The organism is Sphingopyxis sp. GW821-FHT12F08 (assembly GCF_058806755.1).
On sequence record NZ_JBXAQA010000003.1, the window covers coordinates 553,992 to 572,875 of the forward strand.

An 18,884-nucleotide genomic window follows, 5' to 3' on the forward strand; every position below is an offset into this window, starting at 1 on the left:
GGAATGACATGTCTTCGGAAATCTCGAGCCGCCGCGGCCTGACGCTGGGCCTGCTCGTCGTCGTTGCGATCCTCTCCTATGTCGACCGCCAAGTCTTCACCCTGTTCCAGGACGATATCAAGGTCGAGCTCGGGCTCGACGACGGCCAGCTCGGGCTGCTCACCGGCATCGCCTTCGCGGCCTTCTATGCACTCGCGGCCTTTCCGATCGCGCGCTACGCCGACCGCGGCGATCGCCGCCTGGTCATCGCCGTCTGCGTCTCGATCTGGAGCGCCGCGACCGCGCTGTCGGCCTTCGCGCACAGTTTCTGGCAGATGCTGCTCGCGCGCATCGGCCTCGCCGCGGCCGAGGCGGGGGCGGGGCCCGCGGGCATGTCCTTGCTCACCGACATCTTCCCCAAGGATCGCCGCACGACGATCATCTCGGTGATGCTTGCCGCCAACGCCGTCGGCCTGTCGGGCGGGCTCGCGCTCGCGGGCTGGCTGTCGCAATGGTACGACTGGCGCACCGTCTTCCTGATTGTCGGCCTGCCGGGGATCGCGGTCGGCCTGCTCGTCTATCTGCTCGCCGCCGAACCGCGCCGCCGCGGGGTGGTTGAGCCCGTCGCCCCGCCGCAAACCAGCCTCGGCGAGGTTCTCCGAACGATGGCCGCCAGCACCTCGCTGCGCTGGGTCGGGCTCCTGCTCTGCATGGTCCCGCTCACCGGCTTCGCCTTCATCCTGTGGGGCGCCTCCTTCTTCCAGCGCGTCCACGGCATGGACAAGACCGAGACCGGCTTCTGGCTCGGCGGCGCGATGGCAGCGGGGCTGGTCATCGGCAATCTCGTCGCGGGCTGGGTCAGCGACCGCTATGGCAAGGCCGACCCGCGCTTTAACGGCTGGTTCGCCGGCATCGGCCTGCTCGTCAGCTTCCCCTTCGGCGTGGGCTTCGCGCTCGCGGAGAGCGCCTATGTCGCGCTCGCCTGCTTCGTCGTGGTGAAGTTCATGATGACGCTTCACCTCGGCCCGATCATCGCGCTCTGCTTCGCGCAGGTCCCGGTGCAGATGCGCGCGATGATGTCGGCGACGATCAACATGTTCATCGGGTTGGCGGGGGTTGGGCTGGGCGGCACGGTCGCCGGCTATCTCAGCAAGGCCTTCACGCCGGGCTATGGCGAACTGTCGCTGCAGCCGTCACTGGCGATATTGTCGGGATGCCTGCTGGTCGGGGGGATCGCCGCGATCATGGCGGGGCGGACGGCAAAGCCGCTGGCGGAATAACATAAATCCCTCCCCTTCAGGGGAGGGCAGCGAGACTTACCAGCTTGCTGGTTAGTCGCAGCGGGTGGGGTCCATCGGCCTTGCGCAAGGCCGATGGACCCCACCCCAACCCCTCCCCTGAAGGGGAGGGGCTTAATGTTACGCCGCCACCCGCTCGCTCGTCGCCACCTGCGGCTCCAGCCCGAACAGCCGCGCAGCGTTCAACCCCAGGATGTTCCGCCGCACCTCTTCGCTGACCTCCATCCCCTCGAACAATTCGTCGACGATCCGCCGGCTGATCGGGAAGGTGCCCTCGGCGTGCGGATAATCCGATCCCCACATCACATTCTTCGCCCCCGGCAACCCCGCGGCGGCCGACGCGATGCACGCACGATCGTGCTGGAAGCTCGCCCAGATCTGGTCGTCGACGATCTGGCTCGGCGAGCGTGTCAGCTTGGGAAACACGAAGTTCGCGTGCGCCACCGACACCTCGTCCATACGCTCGGCGAGCGCGACGAGCCAGCTCGCGCCGCTCTCGATGAACGCGACCTTCGCGCCCGGATTGCGGTCGAGCACCCCGCCCGCGGTCAGATACATCGCGCTGTGCTGCGCATCGTTCATCTGGTTGGTGTAGTTGATGATCCCCGCGCCCGGCCCGCGCTCGACGATCACGCTCTCCAGCCCCGTGCCCGTATGCATCACGAACACCACGCCCAGCGCCGCACCCTTGGCGAAGATCGGATCCCACGCCTCATTGTTGTACTTGGGCAGCCCCGGCGGCGTCACGGCGGGCAGCATCGCCGCCGTAAAACCCTTCGAGGCGAGGTAGTCCAGCTCCGCGAGCGTGTTCGAGAAATCGAGCACCGGCAGCATGCCGCAGCGCACGAAACGATTGGGGTGCCCGCCCAAAAAGCCGTCGTTCCAGTCGTTGTAGAGCCGCGCCGACGCCGCCTCGGCATCGGGGCTGTCGAGGCAGTAAAGCCACAGCCCGAGCGACGGGAAACAGATTTCGCTGTCGATCCCCTCCAGCTCCATATCCTCGAGCCGCCCCGCGATCTCGCGGATGCCGCGCCGCTGCGCATCGCCGAGCTGCTTTTCGCGATGCTGGCCGACGCGCAGACGATAGATGATCTTGTCCCTGGTCCCGGTGACCAGATATTCGCCCTCCATCCGCGCATGGATCGCATGATGTTTGAGCGCGGCGGGCAGGCCGTCGAGGAAGATGTCCGACGGTTCCATGATGTGGCTGTCGGCACTGAACACAAAGGGTTTCACGGGCAGTCTCCTCGCGACTCGCTATCGGTCTTGGCGCGATTAAAAGATACCTAGTTATATAAGTCAAGCGCCACATGGGGTGGACATCACACCGTATGAAGCTTAAACAGATACCTGTATGGCCGTCGCAACCGAAACCCTCGCCGCCCGCACCGCCCGCGACCTCGCGCAGCTCAGTCTCGCCGCCACCCCCGGCACCCACCTCGGCGCCGAGGACGATCTGCTCGCGCGCTTCGGGGTCAGCCGCCCAACGCTGCGCCAGGCCGCCAAGCTCGTCGAGCGTGACCGCCTGATCAGCATCCGCCGCGGCGCACAGGGCGGCTATTATGCCGAGCGCCCCGACGCCCGCGACGCGATCCAGTCGCTCGCGCGCTTCCTGCGCATGAAGGGCGCGAACCTCGGTCATGTCATCCAGGTCACCCGTCCCGTATCCGAAGAGGCCGCCGTCGCCGCAGCGCGCCACCGCGGCGCCGCCGACGTCGACGCGCTGCGGGCCTTCGTCGCCACTATCGACGCCCGCGACACCCCGCGCGAGCTGATCGCCGCGGAGGTCGAGATGGCGCGCCTGATCTCGGGCATGAGCGGCAATCCGGTGGTCGAGCTGATCCTCGAAATCGGCTACAGCTTTGGTCTCGACGAACGCGGCGGCGACCTCTACGCCGATCCTGACCGGCGCGCGCGCACCCGCGCGATGCAGCGCAGCCTGTGCCAAGCGATCATCGACGGCGATGCCGACATCGCGCGGCTGATGATGCGCCGCCGGTCGGATCAGTTCGACGCATGGCTGCATCTGGGCGCCACTGAGGAGAAGAAGCAGGCATGAGCATCGTCGAATATCGCGGGTTTGCCGGCGTCCGGCTCGAGGCCGAGGTGATCGGCGCCGAAAACGACCCCGCGGTCCTGCTGCTCCACGGTGCTGGCCAGACGCGCGCGGTGTGGTCGGGCGTCGCGAACGCCCTCGAAAAGGCGGGCCGCCGCGTCATCAGCCTCGACCTGCGCGGCCATGGCGGCAGCGAATGGCCCGAGGATGCGCGTTATGATTTCGAGGCGCTGGTCGAGGACCTGCGCGCCGTGCTGTCGCAAATGGGCACGCGCCCCGTCGTCGTCGCCTCGACGCTCGGCGGCTGGATCGCCAGCGCCGCGCTCGAACGCGATGCCGCGGTGCTCGCCTCGGGCCTCGTCCTCGTCGACTCGCCCGTCCAGGTTGATCCCGCACTCGCACAGCGCGTCGGTGATCGCCTCCGCGAAGCCGCGACGCTCGCGCCGGGGCAGGCGCAATGGGACGTCCGCCTCTTCGACACGCTCGACACCTCCGCCATGGCCGACCGCCTCGATGGCGTCGCGACCAAGATCGCGCTGCCGACGCTCTATGTGCGCGGCGCGATCAGCGAACTCGTCTCGAAGGACGCCGCCGCCGCCTTCGTCGCGCAATTGCCCGACGGCGAACTGGTCGAGGTCGAGAATAGCGCCTTGGTGGTTACCGACGACCGCGCCGACGCGCTCGGCGGCTATCTCATCGACTTTCTCGAACGCCGCGCCCCACGCGGCTCGCCCGAATTCCGCGCCGGCAGCGACGCGCGCACCTTCCGCGACGCGCTCGGCTGTTTCGCGACCGGGGTCACGGTCGTCACCGTCATGTGCCCCGACGGCACGCCGGTCGGGCTCACCGCGAACAGCTTCACCTCGGTGTCGCTCGACCCGCCGCTATTGCTCGTCTGCATCGCGAACAGTTCGGGCAGCGCCGACTATCTGCGCACCGCCGAACGCTTCGCGGTCAACGTGCTGCAAATTGGCCAGCAGCCGACGTCGAACCGCTTCGCGGGCAAGGGCGAGGACCGCTTCGGCGTCACCCCGTGGGAAGTCGGCGAATATGGCACCCCGGTGCTCACCGGCTCGCTCTCCAGCTTCGAATGCGCGCGCGATGCGGTGCACGACGGCGGCGACCATTTCATCCTCGTCGGGCGCGTGCTGAAAGCCATTTTCGAGCCGCGCCGCGACCCTTTGCTCTACTTCCGCGGCAAATATCGCAAACTCCATTTTGCTTGACGGCTGGACAAAATGGCCTAGGCATCATATCCAACCTAGTTAGATAACTGGGAATCGGGAGAGAAGCATGGCCTGGGTCAATCAGGACAAATGCGCGATCGTGGGGGTCGGGGCGACCGACTATTATGTTCGCGGCAAAAGCTGGCCGCGCACGATCAACGACATGGCGGCGGAGGCGATCATGAACGCCTGCGCCGATGCGGGGATCAGCCACAAGCAGATCGACGGCTTCTCCTATTATTCGACCGCGGGCGCGGGCTATCTCGACAAGTTCGACACCGCCAGTCTGATGGAAACGCTGGGCATGCCGCACATCAGCTGGTCGGCGACGCTGACCAGCGGCGGCGGCGGCTGCCCCGGCGCGATCGGCCTCGCGACCGCAGGGCTGATGAACGAGGATTGCACCTACACCGTCACCCTGATGGCGCTGCAGCAATTGCCGCAGCACCGCCTCGGCGTCGTCTTCGGCGCTGCCGCGCCGAATCCCGAAAACAGCTTCCTCCAGCCCTCGGGCCTCGTCGGCCCCGGCCATCTGATGTCGGTGCTCGCGCGCCGCCACATGCACCTCTACGGCACGACGCAGGACGCGTTCGGCGAGGTGGTGATGGCGACCCGCGCCAACACGCACAACCGGCCGAAAGCGGTGCGCAAGGAGCCGCTGAGCAAGGAGCAATATGACGCCTCGGTGATGCTCGCCGACCCGCTGCGCCGTCTCGACTTCTGCCTCGAAACCGACGGCGCGGTCGCGGTGATCACGACAACGATGGACCGTGCGAAGGACTGTCGCCACAAACCCGCGGTCGTCCACGCCGCCGCGCATGGCGGCCAGCGCGAATGGGGCCGCGCCTTTGCGTGGATGGGGATGCCCGACCCGCATTTCGCCAGTTCGGGCCACAAGTTCACCGCCGACCGCGTCTGGGCGCAGTCGGGCCTCAGCGCCAAGGACATGGATGTCGCGCTGATCTACGATCATTTCAGCCCGATGGTGCTCATGCAGCTCGAGGATTATGGCTTTTGCGAAAAGGGCGAGGGCAATGACTATGTCCTCTCGGGCAAGCTGCGCTACGATCCCGCGACCGGCAAGGGCGTCAACGGCGGTACCCCGGTCAACACCCACGGCGGCAACCTCAACGAAGCCTATATCATCGGCATGACGCACATCGTCGAGGGCGTCGAACAGGTGCGCGGTACCGCGATCAACCAGGTCCAGGACGCCGAATTCGCGCTCGTCTCGGGCGGCCCGGCGTCGCTGCCCGTCTCCAGCCTCATCCTGCGCAAGGACTGACCGACATGACCTATGGCCCCGCCCGCGCGCTCCCCGGCGACCAGATCCGCATCACCACCAACCCCGACACCGAGCCTTTCTGGCAGGCGGCGAAGGAGGGTAAACTGACGGCGTGCCAGTGCGGCGAGTGCGGCCATTTCCGCATGCCGCCGACCGCGATCTGCCCCGAATGCGGCAGCCGCGCCAAGAACTGGCCGACGCTCCCCGGCACCGCGACGGTGTTCAGCTACGCTATCTGCAGCAAGAACCCCAAAAATGGCGAGGATTATGTCTATGTTCCCGTCGTCGTCGATCTCGACGGCGCCCCGGGCACGCGCCTCAACGCCAATGTCTCGGGCTGCGATGCCGACGACGTCCATATCGGGATGAAGGTCAGCGTCGACTGGACCCCGATCCAGGACGGCTGGGTCCTCCCCAACTTCAAGGCCTGACGCGATGCTGGGCGACCTTCGCATCGTCGAGATAGGCGAGGGCATGGCGGTCCAGGTCGCCGGGCTGATGCTGTCCGAACTCGGCGCCGACGTACTCAAGGTCGAGCGTCCCACCGGCGACCCCGCGCGCGGCACCGCGCCCTTCGCCAACTGGAACCGCGGCAAGAAGAGCGTCGCCCTCGATCTCGATAGCGCGGAGGGCAGGGCCGCGCTCGACGAACGCCTCGCCGGCGCCGACGCCTTGCTCCACCAGTTCACCCCGTTGTGCGCCGGGGCGCTCGGCCTCGACGATGCGAGCCTTGCGGCGCGCCACCCGCATCTCGTCGTCACCGCGATCACCGGCTCGCCGGCGAACCATCCCGATGTCGAACGCAGCGACGACGAGCTGCTCGTCGCCGCGCGCGTCGGCGCGATGTACGAGAATGACGGCCACCGCGCCGGCCCGATCGCCTATCGCTACCGCCAAGGCAGCTGGTCCGCCGCGCATCTCGCCGCCGCGGGCCTGCTCGCGCGGCTTGTGATGCGGTTGCAGACGGGGCAGGGCGGGCCCGCGCATACCTCGATCTTCCAGGGCTTCCTCGCGACGCTCCCGCTCGTCTGGGCGCGCAACAGCGAAGGCCCGATGCCGAACCCGGTCACCTATCCGCTTGGCCCGCGCCCGATCGCGCAGCAATTGTTTCAGTGCGCGGGCGGCGACTGGCTGCAGATCATGGATCCGACCCGCCAGTTCGATTACGCGACGATGCCCACCATGTGGGACGTCATGGCCGAAACCGAGGTCGATCTCGAGACCGAGGCCGGGCAGGCCGCCGCCTTCAAACTCCGCCCGCTCGAGAATTGGCTCGCCGACCTCCGCGCCGCCGACATCGCCGCCGAACCCGCCTTCCCGATGGGCGAAGTGCTGCGCCACGACGATGCCGAGGCGAACCGCTACGTGATCGAAGTCGACGATCCCGACCTCGGCCTGACGCGCCAGCCGAACACGCCCTTCCACAGCGACGCCGACCTGCCACAGGGTCGCCCGGCCCCGCGCCTCGGCGAAGGCGGCGACGTTCCATGGCCCGCTAAACCCGCGCCCGCGCTGGGAACCACCCCCGCCGAAGTCCTCACCGGCGTCCGCGTCCTCGACCTCGGCATGTTCCTCGCCGGGCCGATGGGGCCGTCGATGATGGGCGATATGGGCGCCAACGTCATCAAGGTCGAGGCGCTGACCGGCGACCGCATCCGCTTCATGCACCGCTATTATCAGGCGGCCGCGCGCAGCAAGCGCAGCCTTGCGCTCGACCTGACCCGGCCCGAAGCGCAGCCGATCCTCGAACGCCTCCTCAAATGGGCCGAACTCGTCCACCACAATATGCGCTTCAAGGGCGCCGCGAAGCTGGGCCTCAGCGAAGAGGGCATCCGCAAATACAATCCCGACATCGCGTTTAATTATTCGAGCGCCTATGGCCAGCGCGGGACGCGCGGCAACTGGCCCGGCTACGACTCGATCTTCAACGCGATCGCCGGCTGGGAGTTCGAAAATGCGGGCGAGGGCAACCGCCCCGTCTTCAACCGCCCCGGCACGATGGACGTCTCGACCGCGCAAAGCTGCCTCGTCGAGCTGATGGCCTCGCTTTATGCCAAGCGCACGACGGGGCGCGGCTACACCACCCAGACCTCGCTGCTCGGCATGGCCGCCTTCACCCAAGGCGAGCGGTTGATCGGCGCCGACGGCGACCTCACCGACACCTACCACCTGACCAGCGACCAGACCGGCTTTTCGCCCTACCACCGCATCTATGAATGCATCGACGGCTGGGTCGCGGTTGCCGCGCTCAAGCTCGGACAGCAGGCCGCGATGCGCGAAGCGATGGGCAGCGACGAAGCGGGTTTTGCCGACGCGGCCAGGGGCAGCAAGACCGGCGAACTGATCGCCGCGCTCGAAGCCGCGGGGGTGCCCTGCGACAGCGTCAATTTCGAAAATGCGATGCACCGCTTCTTCGACGACCCGTTCAATCGCGAACTGAATCTGATCTCGGTCCTGCCGCAGCCGCTCTACGGCATCGTCGAGCAGCCCGGCGCCTTCTGGAATTTCGGCGGGGTGCCGGTCGTCTTCAAACGCTGCTGCCCCGCCGTCGGCGAACATAGCGACGAAATCCTCCGCGAAATCGGCTATTCGGACGAAGAAATCGCCGCCTTCCGGGAGGCAAAGATCGTGGGCTGAGTACCATAAGCCCCTCCTCTTCAGGGGAGGGGTTGGGGTGGGGGCCCGCGGCCTCGCACAAGGCCGCTGCCCCCCACCCGCTACACTAGCCAGCAAGCTGGCAAGTTTCGCTGCCCTCCCCTGAAGGGGAGGGATGTTGGAGAGAAGATGAACCCGCACGACCTCCTCCCTGATGGACTGGCCACCGCCGTCGAAAGTGCCAGCGGCGCCAGCGTCGTCGCGGTACGCCCACGCGGCGGCGGCGGCGCGTCGCGCGAGGGCGCCGAGCTCGACCTTCAATGGCCCGACGGTCGCGCCGCCAGCGCCTACATGAACTACGACGTCCACAAGGCGGGCGCAGGCGACGACGCCGCCTTCCTGCGCGAGGCCGCCGTCCTGCGAGCGCTCTCGGGCCCGCTCGCCCACACCGGCGTCCGCGTTGCACCCTATTATGCGTCGGTCCCAGATCAGCGCGCGCTCGTCTGCGGCATGGTCGCGGGCAAGGACCGCTTCGGCGCCATCGCCGACCCCGCGCAGCGCGACGCGCTCGCCGCCGATTTCATGGCCCAGCTCGCCGCGCTCCACCGCATCGACGTCGCGGCCAGCCCAGTCGACGGCATGGGCCCCGTCGAACCCGCCGAGACCTTTATCCGCCGCCGCATTGCCGAGCTGCGCGCGGGCAACAGCGGCAAGGGCTGGGACCCGCTGATCCACCTCTCACTGAACTGGCTCGAGGCGAATATTCCCGCGAACATGCCCGCCCCCGTCATCGTCCATGGCGACGCCGGCCCCGGCAACTTTCTCTACGAAGGCGACAAGGTCACCGCGCTGCTCGACTGGGAACTCGTCCATTATGGCGACCCGATGGCCGACCTCGCGATGCTCGCGATCCGTATGCTGTTTCAGGGCTTCGTGCCGTTGCCGCAGGCCTTCGCCGCCTATGAAGCCGCGGGCGGACACACGGTCGATCTGCCGCGCCTTGTCTACTGGCGCCTGCTCTTCCAGACGAGCTTCGCGCGCCGCTCGCGCTACGACGATCCCGACGCGCCGCCGCCGCCCAATCTCGGCATGAACCTCGTCTATTCGACGATCCACCGCCGCGTGCTTTCGTCGGCGCTCGCCGACGCCGCGGGTATCGACCTGCCGCCCGTCGCGCTGCCCGACGCCCCCGTCGGCGCGCACGACAAGAGCTTCGCCATCGCCCTCGACGACATCCGCGACACCATCGTTCCGCGCCTCGCCGACCAGCAGGCGGCGGTGAAAGCCAAGGGCATGGCGCGCCTGATCAAATGGTGGCGTGCGATCGAGCGCTTCGAACCCGGCTTCCACGCCGCCGAAAAGGCCGAGATCGAAGCCGCGCTGGCGCTCGAATTCGCCGATTATCGCACAGCCTGGACGGCTTTCCGCGACGCCGTCGCGGGCGATCGCATCGCCACCGACGCCGCGATCATCCTCTGCAACGCGCATGAAACGCGCGAGGCGGCGCTGATGGCCGACGCGATGGGCGGCCTCGCCGACACCAAATTCGCACCATTACAATAAGATCAGGAAGGTTGAGGACATGTCGAAAGATATCTTGGGCTACAAGGGCAAGCGCGTCGTCGTCATGGGCTGCTTCTCGGGCACCGGCGAGGCCTGCGCCCGCGCGCTCGTCGACCTTGGCGCCGAGGTCCATGGCGCCGACGTCAAGCCCTCGCCGGTCAATCTCGCGAGCTTCACCACCGTCGACCTCAAGGACCCCGACGCCATCGCCGCGGGCATCGTCAAGATCGGCGGCAAGATCGACGCCGTCTTCAACGTCTCGGGCCTGCCGCAGACCTTTCCCGGCGAAGATGTCGTTACGGTCAACTTCCTCGGCATCCGCGCTTGGACCGAAGGCTGGGTTCCGCACCTCAACCCCGGCGCCGCGATCGTCTCGGTCTCGTCGCTCGGCGGCATGAAATGGCTCACGCGCCAGCCGCTGCTGCGCGAGTTTATCGGACTCGAGGATTTCGCCGAGGCGCGTCAATGGTATCTCGACCGCAAGGAGGAAGTCGGCGACCCCTACAGCCTCGCCAAGGAAGCGATCAACACCTGGACGCAGGTGCGCGCGCCCGACCTGATCGGCCGCGACATCCGCATCAACTGCACCATGCCCAGCCCGATCGACACCCCGATGCTCGGCGAATTCCGGAAAGTCGCGGGCGACGCGGTGCTCGGCGCCTTCGCCAAGGCCAAGGGCCGCTATTCGACCGCCGAGGAACAGGCGCTGCCGCTGATCCTGCTCAACAGCGACGCCGCGAGCTTCATCAGCGGCGTGTGCCTGCCCGTCGACGCCGGCCTCGCGGGCGGTCTCGCGACGGGCGTGCTCGACATCCAGAAGATGATTGCCGAGGCAGCGGGGGGATAAGTCGTCACCGTGAACCCGCTATCCGGCCTATCTTCTCTCGTCACCCTGAACTTGTTTCAGGGTCCATGGCCTGCCGTTTGCTTCGACGCCGCGTCGAACGAGAGCGCGGGCCATGGATGCTGAAACAAGTTCAGCATGACGAAGATTGAAGCGTTCGGCTCGGGGGAGCGGGTTACACGGAGCCTACCCCCGCGCCCCCAGCATCATCGCGATACTATGCGCTGCCGCCGCCTTCAGATCCGGATAGCCGACCCCATCGCTATGGCTGCTCATCGGTCCGATCGCCGACAGCCGTTCGAGGATCATCAGCACCGTGCCCGCGCACGACCGCGGCGACAGATGCGCCGGGGTGCGCCCCGCGGCCTGCGCGCGCTCGACCTGCTTGCTGATCGCGTCCATCATCGGCCGCGCCTGCGTCATCCGCGCCTCGTAGAAGCGCGTGTCGCCTTCCTCGGCCGCCAGGTTACGCACGACGAAGATCGTCCGGTTGCGGTTCCAGATACCGGTATATTCCTCGACGAACGCCGCCGCGGCCGCCTCGGCCTCCGGCGCGAGCCAGTCGCGCGCGACGATCGCCTCGAGTTCGGGCGAGGTCTGGCTCGCATGTTCGAGCGCCGCGAGCACGACCTCGGGCACCCCCTTGAAATAGACGTAGAAGGTCGCGGGCGAGGTCTGCGCCGCGCGCGCGACGTCGACCACCGACACATCGCGCAGCCCGTGCGTCTCCAGCAGGTCGACCGTCGCGTCGATCAATTGCTGCCGCGTCCGCTGTCCCTTGGCGCCCAGCTTGCGTTCGGGGGGGGCTTCCGCCGCGATGATGGACTGTGTCTGCGCCAAATGGATGATCCTGCCCCGATATTCGTCCGCCATCCTAACAGCGGGCTTGCGATATGGCAAAAAATTGACGTATCGTCAAAAAAGATACGAAAACGATAGCAAATTGGGGATTCGACATGGAGAGGCTAGCCGGCAAGGTCGCGGTCGTGACCGGTGCATCGAAAGGCATGGGGCGGCATTTCGTCGCCGCGCTCGTCGCATCGGGGGTGAAGGTCGCGTGCCTCGCGCGCGCCTCCGAAGAATTGGGCAGCCTCGCCGCCGAGTTCGGCGATGCGGTGCTGCCGGTCGCGTGCGACGTCGCCTCGTCTGAGGCGGTCGACGCCGCCATCGCGCGGACCGCCGCGCATTTTGGCCGCATCGACGTGGTCGTGGCCAATGCCGCGGTCTATCATCCCTTCGCTTTCGAAACCGGCAGCGATGACATGATCCGCAGTCATGTCGACATCAACATCCTCGGCGTCTCGTGGCTGGTCCGCGCCGCGATTCCGCATCTGCGCGCCACCAAAGGACAGATCATCGCGATCAGCAGCGAGTCGGTGAATATGCCGTTCCCGATGCTCGCGCTCTACGCCGCGACCAAGGCTGCGGTCGAAACGCTGTGCCACGGCCTGCGCGACGAACTGCGCAGCGAGGATATCCGCTTCACCATCTTGCGCTCGGGGTCGGTCAAGGGCGGCTCGGGGGGCAAGAGCTGGTCGCAGGATACCGTCGCGGCCTTCTACAAGAAGATCGTCGAGACCGGCCATGCGGCGATGACGGGCGACGGGGCGACTCCCGAATCGATGGCGCAGGCGCTGCTGTCGGTGATCGGCCTGCCCGCCGACATCGGCGTCGACCTGATCGAGGTCCGCGCCGCGCAGGTCGGCGTGCCCGAGGGCGCGAAGAAGCTGGAGGCGTGAGACGAGACCACAATCACGCCCTCCCCTTCAGGGGAGGGCAGCGAGACTTGGCAGCTTGCTGCTTGGTCGCAGCGGGTGGGCGCCATCGGCCGTGCGCCACGCCGCGAGCCTCCACCCCAACCCCTCCCCTGAAGGGGAGGGGCTTTAGGTTGCGCTCTCAATGACCCCCCGCACCAACCTCCCGCTCATCATTGGCGCCCTCTGGATCGCCGAGGTCACCGGCTCCTTCGAAACCGCGATGATCCTCGCCGCGCTGAAAAAGCTGATCGAGGATTTCGGCAACCCCGCGATGGTCGGCTGGCTGATCACCGGCTACCTCATCGTCGGCGCCGCGATCGCCGCGATCGTCGGCCGCCTCGGCGACCTGTTCGGGCGGCGGCAGGTGCTGGTCGTCGTGCTTATGATCGGCGCGGTCGGCTCGCTGATCAGCGCGTTGTCGACCAATTTCCCGGTGCTGCTCACCGGGCGCCTGATGCAGGGGGTCACCGGCGCGATCCTGCCGCTCTGTATCGGCCTCGTGCACGAAAATGCCGGCAAGGACCGCGCGCCGATGGCGATCGGGCTGATGATCTCGGGCGCGTCGATCGGCACCGCGGCGGGGCTGGTCGCCGGCGGCATGATCGTCGACAATTTCAGCTGGCACGGCGTCTTCTTCGCCAGCGCAGGCCTTTGCGCCGTCTCGGCGCTCGCGATCGGTGGCCTGCTCCCGCGCTCGCCGCGTCAGACCGCCTCCGAGCCCGTTGACTGGCTCTCGGGGCTTGCTTTCGCCCCCGGCGTCGCGCTCGTCCTCGTCTATTTCAGCATGGGCAAGGACTGGGGCTGGGCCAGCCCGCTGCCGCTTGCTGCGCTCGGCGCGGGAATATTGCTCACCCTCTGGTGGCTGCGTGCCAGCCTCGCGAGCCCCAACCCGCTGATCGCGGTGCGCAGCTTCTCCGACCGCACCATCGCGATCGGCGGCGCGGTGACTGCGCTCGTCGCGATGAGCACGCTCCAGATCACTGTCTTCTTCTCGCTGTTGATGCAGGCGCCGCTGTGGACGCTCGCCGGGCTCGGCTTCACCGCGACGCTCGCGGGGCTCGCCAAGCTGCCCTCGAACATCAGCTCGGTCTTCGCGGGGCCGCTCGGGGGCTGGCTCGCGGCGCGCGGGGGCGGGCGGTTCGCGCTGATCGCCGGCGGCGTCATCACGATCGCCGGCTGGCTGCTCTGGTTCGTCATGGATGTCGACAGCTTCGCCAAGGTGGTCGTGCAGCTGATCGTTATCAGTTTCGGCACGACGATGCTCTTCTCGGTCGCGCCGACGATCATCGCCCAGGCCTCGCCGCCCGAGCGGATCAGCGAGATTTCGGGCCTGCTCACCGTCATCCGCCAGCTCTTCATGGGTATCGGCGCGCAGATGGTGACGACGCTGCTCGCCGCCGACATCGTCCGCCGCGGCGGCGAAATCTACCCGTCGCCCTTTGCCTACGACATCACCGTCACGGTCATCGCCGCGCTGTGCACCGCCGCGGTGCTGACCGCGTTCGCGCTGCCCGTAACAGCCAGGGAACAAGTCCGTGACCCAGCATGATTTGACCGGAAAGGTCGCCGCGATCACCGGTGGCGGGCGCGGCTTCGGCAAGGCCTTCGGCATGGCGCTGGCCGAGCGCGGCGCACAGGTGGTCCAGCTCGATCTCGACGAAGCCGCGGCAAAGTCAGCCGCCGCCGAAATCGGCCGCGGCGCCGAAGCGATCATGGTCGATGTCGCGGAAGAGGAGGGCGTTCACGCGGCGATGGCCGGCATTGCCGAGCGCCACGGCGGCATCGACATCCTGATCAACAACGCCGGCATCCATTCGGCCGAAGCCAATGAGTTCATCGGCAAACTCGGGACCGCGCGAACACGCCGCATGTTCGACGTCAATGTCTGGGGCGTCGTCTATTGCACCCTCGGCGCGCGGCCCTTCATGGCCGGACGCGAGGGCGCGTCGATCGTCAACATCGCCTCGATGGCGGCCTATGGCGCGGCCAAGGCCTATGGCGTGTCCAAGCTCGCGGTGCGCGGCCTCACGGCGTCCTTCGCCCACGAACTCGCGCCCGAGGGCATAAGGGTCAACGCGATCGCGCCCGGGCTGATCTTTACCGACACCATCCGCGCCGAGCTGCCGCCGCCGGTGATCGGCCAGGTGATGGCGATGCAAATCCTGCCGCGCGAGGGCGAGGAGCGCGACATCGTCGAGGCGATGCTGTGGCTCGTGTCGCCGGGCGCAAGCTTCGTCACCGGCGAAACGCTCCGCGTCAGCGGCGGTGCCACGCTCCAGGTTTGAACTTCCAAGATCGTTTTGCAGGAAAACCCATGAGACCACTCCCCGAACTCACCCCCGAAAACACCGCCTTCTGGACCGGCGGTGCCGAGGGCAAGCTGATGATCGCCTTCTGCGCCGACTGCCAGCACGCGATCCACCCGCCGCAACTCATCTGCCCCAAATGCTGGAGCGAAGCGGTTGAAAGCAAAGCGGTTCCCGGTACAGGCACGGTCTACACCCACACCGTCAACCACCAGCCATGGATGCCTGACCTGCCGGTCCCTTTCGCGCTTGCGGTCGTCGACCTCGACGGCGCCCCCGGCGTTCGCGTCACCGCCGAAGTGGTGAACGCCGACCCCGAGAGCGTCGCGATCGGACAGAAGATGCGTGTGAGCTTCCTCAACCTCGACGATGTCTGGTTGCCTTTATGGGAGCCGGCGCAATGACCCTGAACGCCGCCATCACCGGGGTCGGCATGTCCGACATCGGCCGCAAGACGAACCGCGCCGCGATCCTCCACCTTGCCGAAGCCGCGAAGCGCGCGCTCGAAAGCGCCGGGCTGACGAAGGACGATATCGACGGCATCTCGACCTATCCGGGCAAGGCCGACAATTCGCCGGGTATGTCGCCGCTCGGCACGGGAGAAGTCCGTAACGCCCTCGGCCTCAAGACGCGCTGGCACAGTGCCGTCCCCGACGGCCCCTCACAGATGGCGCCGATACAAGTGGCGGCGATGGCGGTCGCCACAGGACAGGCGCGGCATGTCCTCTGCTTCCGCGCGCTCACCGAAAGCAGTTCGCAGACCGCGACCCGGCGTGCGAGTATCCCCGGCGCCGGCCGCGCGCGGCTCGGCGGCTGGTACTCCTATCTCGTTCCCGCCAATGCGATGTCGGCCTCGAACTGGGCCGGCTGGATGGCGCAGCGCTATTTCCATGAATTCGGCATGACCCGCGAGCATCTCGGCCTCGTTGCCACTGGCCAGCGCGCCTTTGCGCAGCAAAACCCGTCGGCCGTCATGCGCACCCCGCTGACGATGGAGGATTATCTTGGCGCCCGCATGATCTCGTCGCCGCTCGGGCTGTTCGACTGCGACGTGCCGATCGACGGCGCCTGCGTCGTGATCGTTTCCGCCGCCGACGCCGCCAAGGACTGCGCGCGCGCGCCGCTGACGATCGAGGCGATGGGCGCCGCGCTCGGCTCGCAGGAAACATGGGATCAGCGGACCGACCTGACGACGATGGGCGCGCACGACAGCGCCGCCGACATGTGGAAACGCACCGACCTGAAGCCCGCCGACGTCGATATGCTCGCGCTCTACGACGGCTTCAGCATTTTTGTGCCCTATTGGCTCGAAGCGCTCGGCTTCTGCGGCCATGGCGAAGCGAAGGATTTCATCGCCGAGGGCAATATCGGCCCCGGCGGACGCTTTCCTGTGAACACCGGCGGCGGACAATTGTCTGGGGGGCGGCTGCACGGCTTCGGGTTGCTGCACGAGGCTTGCATGCAGCTTTGGGGGCAGGCCGACGGACGTCAGGTCGCTGACGCCAAGGTTGCGGCGTGCGGCATGGGCGGCGGCTTTATCGCCGGCTCGATGCTGCTGCGGCGGGATTGATAATGAAAAGCCCCTCCCCTGAAGGGGAGAGTGGGTTAGCTCAGATCAACCCAGCGCCGCTCATCACTCGCCCGCACCGCCGCTTCAACCACCTCCTGCACATGCAACCCCTGCGCGAAATCGGGCGCCACCATACCCACGCCATTGATCGCATCGCGCATCGCCGCAAAGATCGACGCGAGCGCGAACAACCCGCTCTCGGGGCGCTCGGCCACCGCATGGCAACCTAGCACCGTCCGATATTCCGTCTCCACCGCAATCTCGTCCATCGCCGCCGTGCCAAGCGCCGCATCGCGCGTTCCGAACAACCGCGTATCATGCGCCATCGGAAACACCGGCGCGCGCGCTTCGATCCGCCCCTTTGATCCCCACACCGAAAAACGGAACCCCTCGCCGCCGATCTTGCACCAGTTCGCTTCGACCCGCGTCGGCAATCCCGACGCGTGGCGCAGCAGCATCGATGCGCGGTCGGGCACCGCGGGACGGATGATTTCGCAGTCCAGCGGCCACGCCTTCAGCGCCAGCGACTGGTCGGCAGTCACCGAAGCCACCGGCCCGAAAAAATGCACCAGCAGGTGCAGCACATGACTCCCCAGATTGCGCCCTGCGCTCGCGCCGTTCGCGGGATCGGCGAACCAGACATAACCCGGCACATTGGTCTGGTTCGCGCTGAACAGCGGCACCTCGAACGCGACATCGGCGCCAAAGACCTCGCCGATCCAGCCGGCGCCCAACATCGCCTTCATCTGCACCATCGCCGGCACCGCCTGCATGAAGGCGTCGACCACCGCGACAGTGCCGGCACGCCGCCACGCTTCGGTTATCGCCCGCGCATCGGTCAGATCCTTGGTGAAGGGAATGCCGTTATAGACATGCTTGCCCGCGCCCAGCGCCGCCATCACCATCGCGTAGCGCAGCGGCGGGCGCGTCCCGCAATCGACGATGTCGATATCGGGATCGGTGGCCATCGCGCGAAAATCGTGAAAGGCGCGCGCGACCTTAAACTCATCCGCCGCCTTCGCTGCGGTTTCGGGCCGCGAGGTGCAGATCGCGGTCACCTCGACCCCGTCGAGGCTGCGCCACGCGGGCAAATGCGCCTTCGCGCCCCAGGCGGCGCTGATGATGCCGACGCGCAGGGGAGGGGCCATCGCGCTTACGCCCTCAGGCGATCGCCTTCCTGTTCTTCAGATCCTCGATCCGGTCCCATTCGAGCCCCATCTCCATCAGGAACAATTCGGTATGCTCCGACGCCTCGGGCGCGCGGGTGTTTTCGACGCCCGCGCGATTGAACTGCACCGGGTTCGCGACCAGCCGGATCGGCGCCCCGCCGTCGGCGCTTTCGACTTCGAAGATCAGGTCGTTCGCCAGCACCTGCTCGTCGCTCGCGACATCGTGGACCGACTGGTATGCGGCCCATTGCCCGCGCATCGTCTTGAGATGCTGGATCCAATAGGCATAGGGCTGTGCCGCGATCGCCGCCTTGACCAGCGGATAGGCCTCCGCCGCATTCGCCATGATCGCCTCGGCGGTCGAGAAGCGTTCGTCCTGTGCCGCTTCGGCTATGCCGAGATGCCCGAACACATCGTCGATATAGGGTCCGGGCGACAGCACGGTCAGGTTGATGAACTTGCCGTCCGCCGTCTTGAACACCCCCATGAAGGGGTTGGTGCCGACCGACTGCCCGCCACCGGGCATGAGGTTCTCGAACGGATCCTTCCCCAGTTCCATCGCGACGTCGACCGAACAGGCGGTCGCCCAGATCCCCGACGACAGCAGCGACACATCGACCTCGGTCGCTTCGCCGGTGCGTTCGCGGTGGAACAAGGCCGCGGCGATGCCGCCCGCGATGTTCATGCCGCCGATCGTGTCGCCATAGGCCGGCCCCGGCTGCGTCAGCGGACCGTCGAGCTCCTTCGGCGTAACCAGCACCGCCGATCCACCGCGCGCCCAATAAGCCGTGCTGTCGAACCCGCCCTTGTCGCGTTCGGGCCCCTTGTCGCCAAAGGCGCTGCCGCGGACATAGATGATGTCGGGGTTCGCGGCGCGGATATGCTCGATGTCGATCTTGAGTTTCTGCCGCGCCGAGGGCAGGTAATTGGTCAGGAAGACGTCGGCGGTCTTCGCGATCTCATAGAGCAGCTCGCGGCCTTCCTCGGTCGAAATGTCGATCCCGACGCTGCGCTTGCCGCGGTTTGGATGCTGCATCAGCGACGAACGCTGCGGATTGACCGCCAGCCGCTGCAGCATCTGGATGCCGCGCTGCGCATCGCCGCGCACCGGATGCTCGATCTTGATCACATCGGCGCCCCAGTCGGTCATCACCCCGCCCGCCGCCGGAACGAAGGTGAATTGCGCGACCTCGAGGACGCGGATGCCCTCCATGACCTTTGTCATCGCCGTCTCTC

17 protein-coding genes are annotated in these 18,884 nt (G+C 67.1%); 13 read left to right on the forward strand and 4 right to left on the reverse strand.

From position 1 onward, the window contains the following. Positions 1 to 8 precede the first annotated feature (8 nt). A complete protein-coding gene (locus AC1RNQ_RS11500; RefSeq protein WP_493171276.1) occupies positions 9 to 1,259 on the forward strand; it encodes an MFS transporter in 1,251 nt (416 codons plus the stop codon). Positions 1,260 to 1,397: 138 nt separating this feature from the next. Here the strand turns inward: AC1RNQ_RS11500 and AC1RNQ_RS11505 are convergent, their stop codons facing one another. After that, positions 1,398 to 2,513, reverse strand: coding sequence for an amidohydrolase family protein (locus AC1RNQ_RS11505; RefSeq protein WP_493171277.1), 1,116 nt, complete (start codon positions 2,511 to 2,513; stop codon positions 1,398 to 1,400). A 118-nt stretch (positions 2,514 to 2,631) separates the two neighbouring features. On the opposite strand from AC1RNQ_RS11505, the gene AC1RNQ_RS11510 reads away from it, so the two are divergent. The 7 genes from AC1RNQ_RS11510 to AC1RNQ_RS11540 all read left to right on the forward strand — a co-directional run bounded on the left by AC1RNQ_RS11510 (position 2,632) and on the right by AC1RNQ_RS11540 (position 10,849). Further along, the gene (locus AC1RNQ_RS11510; protein ID WP_493171278.1) at positions 2,632 to 3,336 is read left to right on the forward strand and encodes a FadR/GntR family transcriptional regulator; all 705 of its coding nucleotides are present in this window, start codon (positions 2,632 to 2,634) and stop codon (positions 3,334 to 3,336) included. Further along, positions 3,333 to 4,559, forward strand: coding sequence for an alpha/beta fold hydrolase (locus AC1RNQ_RS11515; RefSeq protein ID WP_493171279.1), 1,227 nt, complete (start codon positions 3,333 to 3,335; stop codon positions 4,557 to 4,559). Before AC1RNQ_RS11510 ends, AC1RNQ_RS11515 begins: the two co-directional genes overlap by 4 nt. Positions 4,560 to 4,626: 67 nt before the next feature. After that, complete coding sequence (locus AC1RNQ_RS11520) at positions 4,627 to 5,844, forward strand: thiolase C-terminal domain-containing protein (protein WP_493171280.1); 1,218 nt, start codon at positions 4,627 to 4,629, stop codon at positions 5,842 to 5,844. A gap of 5 nt (positions 5,845 to 5,849) precedes the next feature. Then, positions 5,850 to 6,275, forward strand: coding sequence for a Zn-ribbon domain-containing OB-fold protein (locus AC1RNQ_RS11525; protein ID WP_493171281.1), 426 nt, complete (start codon positions 5,850 to 5,852; stop codon positions 6,273 to 6,275). 4 nt (positions 6,276 to 6,279) lie between these two features. Beyond that, positions 6,280 to 8,481, forward strand: coding sequence for a CoA transferase (locus tag AC1RNQ_RS11530; protein WP_493171282.1), 2,202 nt, complete (start codon positions 6,280 to 6,282; stop codon positions 8,479 to 8,481). A gap of 147 nt (positions 8,482 to 8,628) precedes the next feature. Then, complete coding sequence (locus AC1RNQ_RS11535; RefSeq protein WP_493171283.1) at positions 8,629 to 10,002, forward strand: phosphotransferase family protein; 1,374 nt, start codon at positions 8,629 to 8,631, stop codon at positions 10,000 to 10,002. Between the two features lie 19 nt (positions 10,003 to 10,021). Beyond that, positions 10,022 to 10,849, forward strand: coding sequence for a coniferyl-alcohol dehydrogenase (locus tag AC1RNQ_RS11540; RefSeq protein ID WP_493171284.1), 828 nt, complete (start codon positions 10,022 to 10,024; stop codon positions 10,847 to 10,849). 183 nt (positions 10,850 to 11,032) lie between these two features. Here the strand turns inward: AC1RNQ_RS11540 and AC1RNQ_RS11545 are convergent, their stop codons facing one another. Then, a complete protein-coding gene (locus AC1RNQ_RS11545; protein ID WP_493171285.1) occupies positions 11,033 to 11,686 on the reverse strand; it encodes a TetR/AcrR family transcriptional regulator in 654 nt (217 codons plus the stop codon). A 116-nt stretch (positions 11,687 to 11,802) separates the two neighbouring features. On the opposite strand from AC1RNQ_RS11545, the gene AC1RNQ_RS11550 reads away from it, so the two are divergent. From AC1RNQ_RS11550 to AC1RNQ_RS11570, 5 genes are all read left to right on the forward strand, one after another. Then, positions 11,803 to 12,585, forward strand: coding sequence for an SDR family oxidoreductase (locus AC1RNQ_RS11550; protein WP_493171286.1), 783 nt, complete (start codon positions 11,803 to 11,805; stop codon positions 12,583 to 12,585). Between the two features lie 160 nt (positions 12,586 to 12,745). Further along, complete coding sequence (locus AC1RNQ_RS11555; RefSeq protein ID WP_493171287.1) at positions 12,746 to 14,152, forward strand: MFS transporter; 1,407 nt, start codon at positions 12,746 to 12,748, stop codon at positions 14,150 to 14,152. After that, entirely contained in the window at positions 14,139 to 14,888 is a 750-nt protein-coding gene (locus AC1RNQ_RS11560) for an SDR family NAD(P)-dependent oxidoreductase (protein ID WP_493171288.1), read from the forward strand. Before AC1RNQ_RS11555 ends, AC1RNQ_RS11560 begins: the two co-directional genes overlap by 14 nt. Before the next feature lie 29 nt (positions 14,889 to 14,917). After that, positions 14,918 to 15,313 carry a Zn-ribbon domain-containing OB-fold protein gene (locus tag AC1RNQ_RS11565; RefSeq protein ID WP_493171289.1) on the forward strand — a complete coding sequence of 132 codons (396 nt, stop codon included), beginning with the start codon at positions 14,918 to 14,920 and terminating at the stop codon, positions 15,311 to 15,313. After that, on the forward strand, positions 15,310 to 16,479 hold the full coding sequence (locus AC1RNQ_RS11570; protein WP_493171290.1) for a thiolase family protein: 1,170 nt from the start codon (positions 15,310 to 15,312) through the stop codon (positions 16,477 to 16,479). The genes AC1RNQ_RS11565 and AC1RNQ_RS11570 overlap by 4 nt, the downstream gene beginning before the upstream one ends. 35 nt (positions 16,480 to 16,514) lie before the next feature. Here AC1RNQ_RS11570 and AC1RNQ_RS11575 read toward each other — a convergent pair whose 3' ends face one another. Together AC1RNQ_RS11575 and AC1RNQ_RS11580 are read right to left on the reverse strand one after the other, a co-directional pair. Then, on the reverse strand, positions 16,515 to 17,627 hold the full coding sequence (locus AC1RNQ_RS11575; protein WP_493171291.1) for a Gfo/Idh/MocA family protein: 1,113 nt from the start codon (positions 17,625 to 17,627) through the stop codon (positions 16,515 to 16,517). A gap of 13 nt (positions 17,628 to 17,640) precedes the next feature. Beyond that, complete coding sequence (locus AC1RNQ_RS11580) at positions 17,641 to 18,873, reverse strand: CaiB/BaiF CoA transferase family protein (protein WP_493171292.1); 1,233 nt, start codon at positions 18,871 to 18,873, stop codon at positions 17,641 to 17,643. Positions 18,874 to 18,884: the final 11 nt, after the last annotated feature.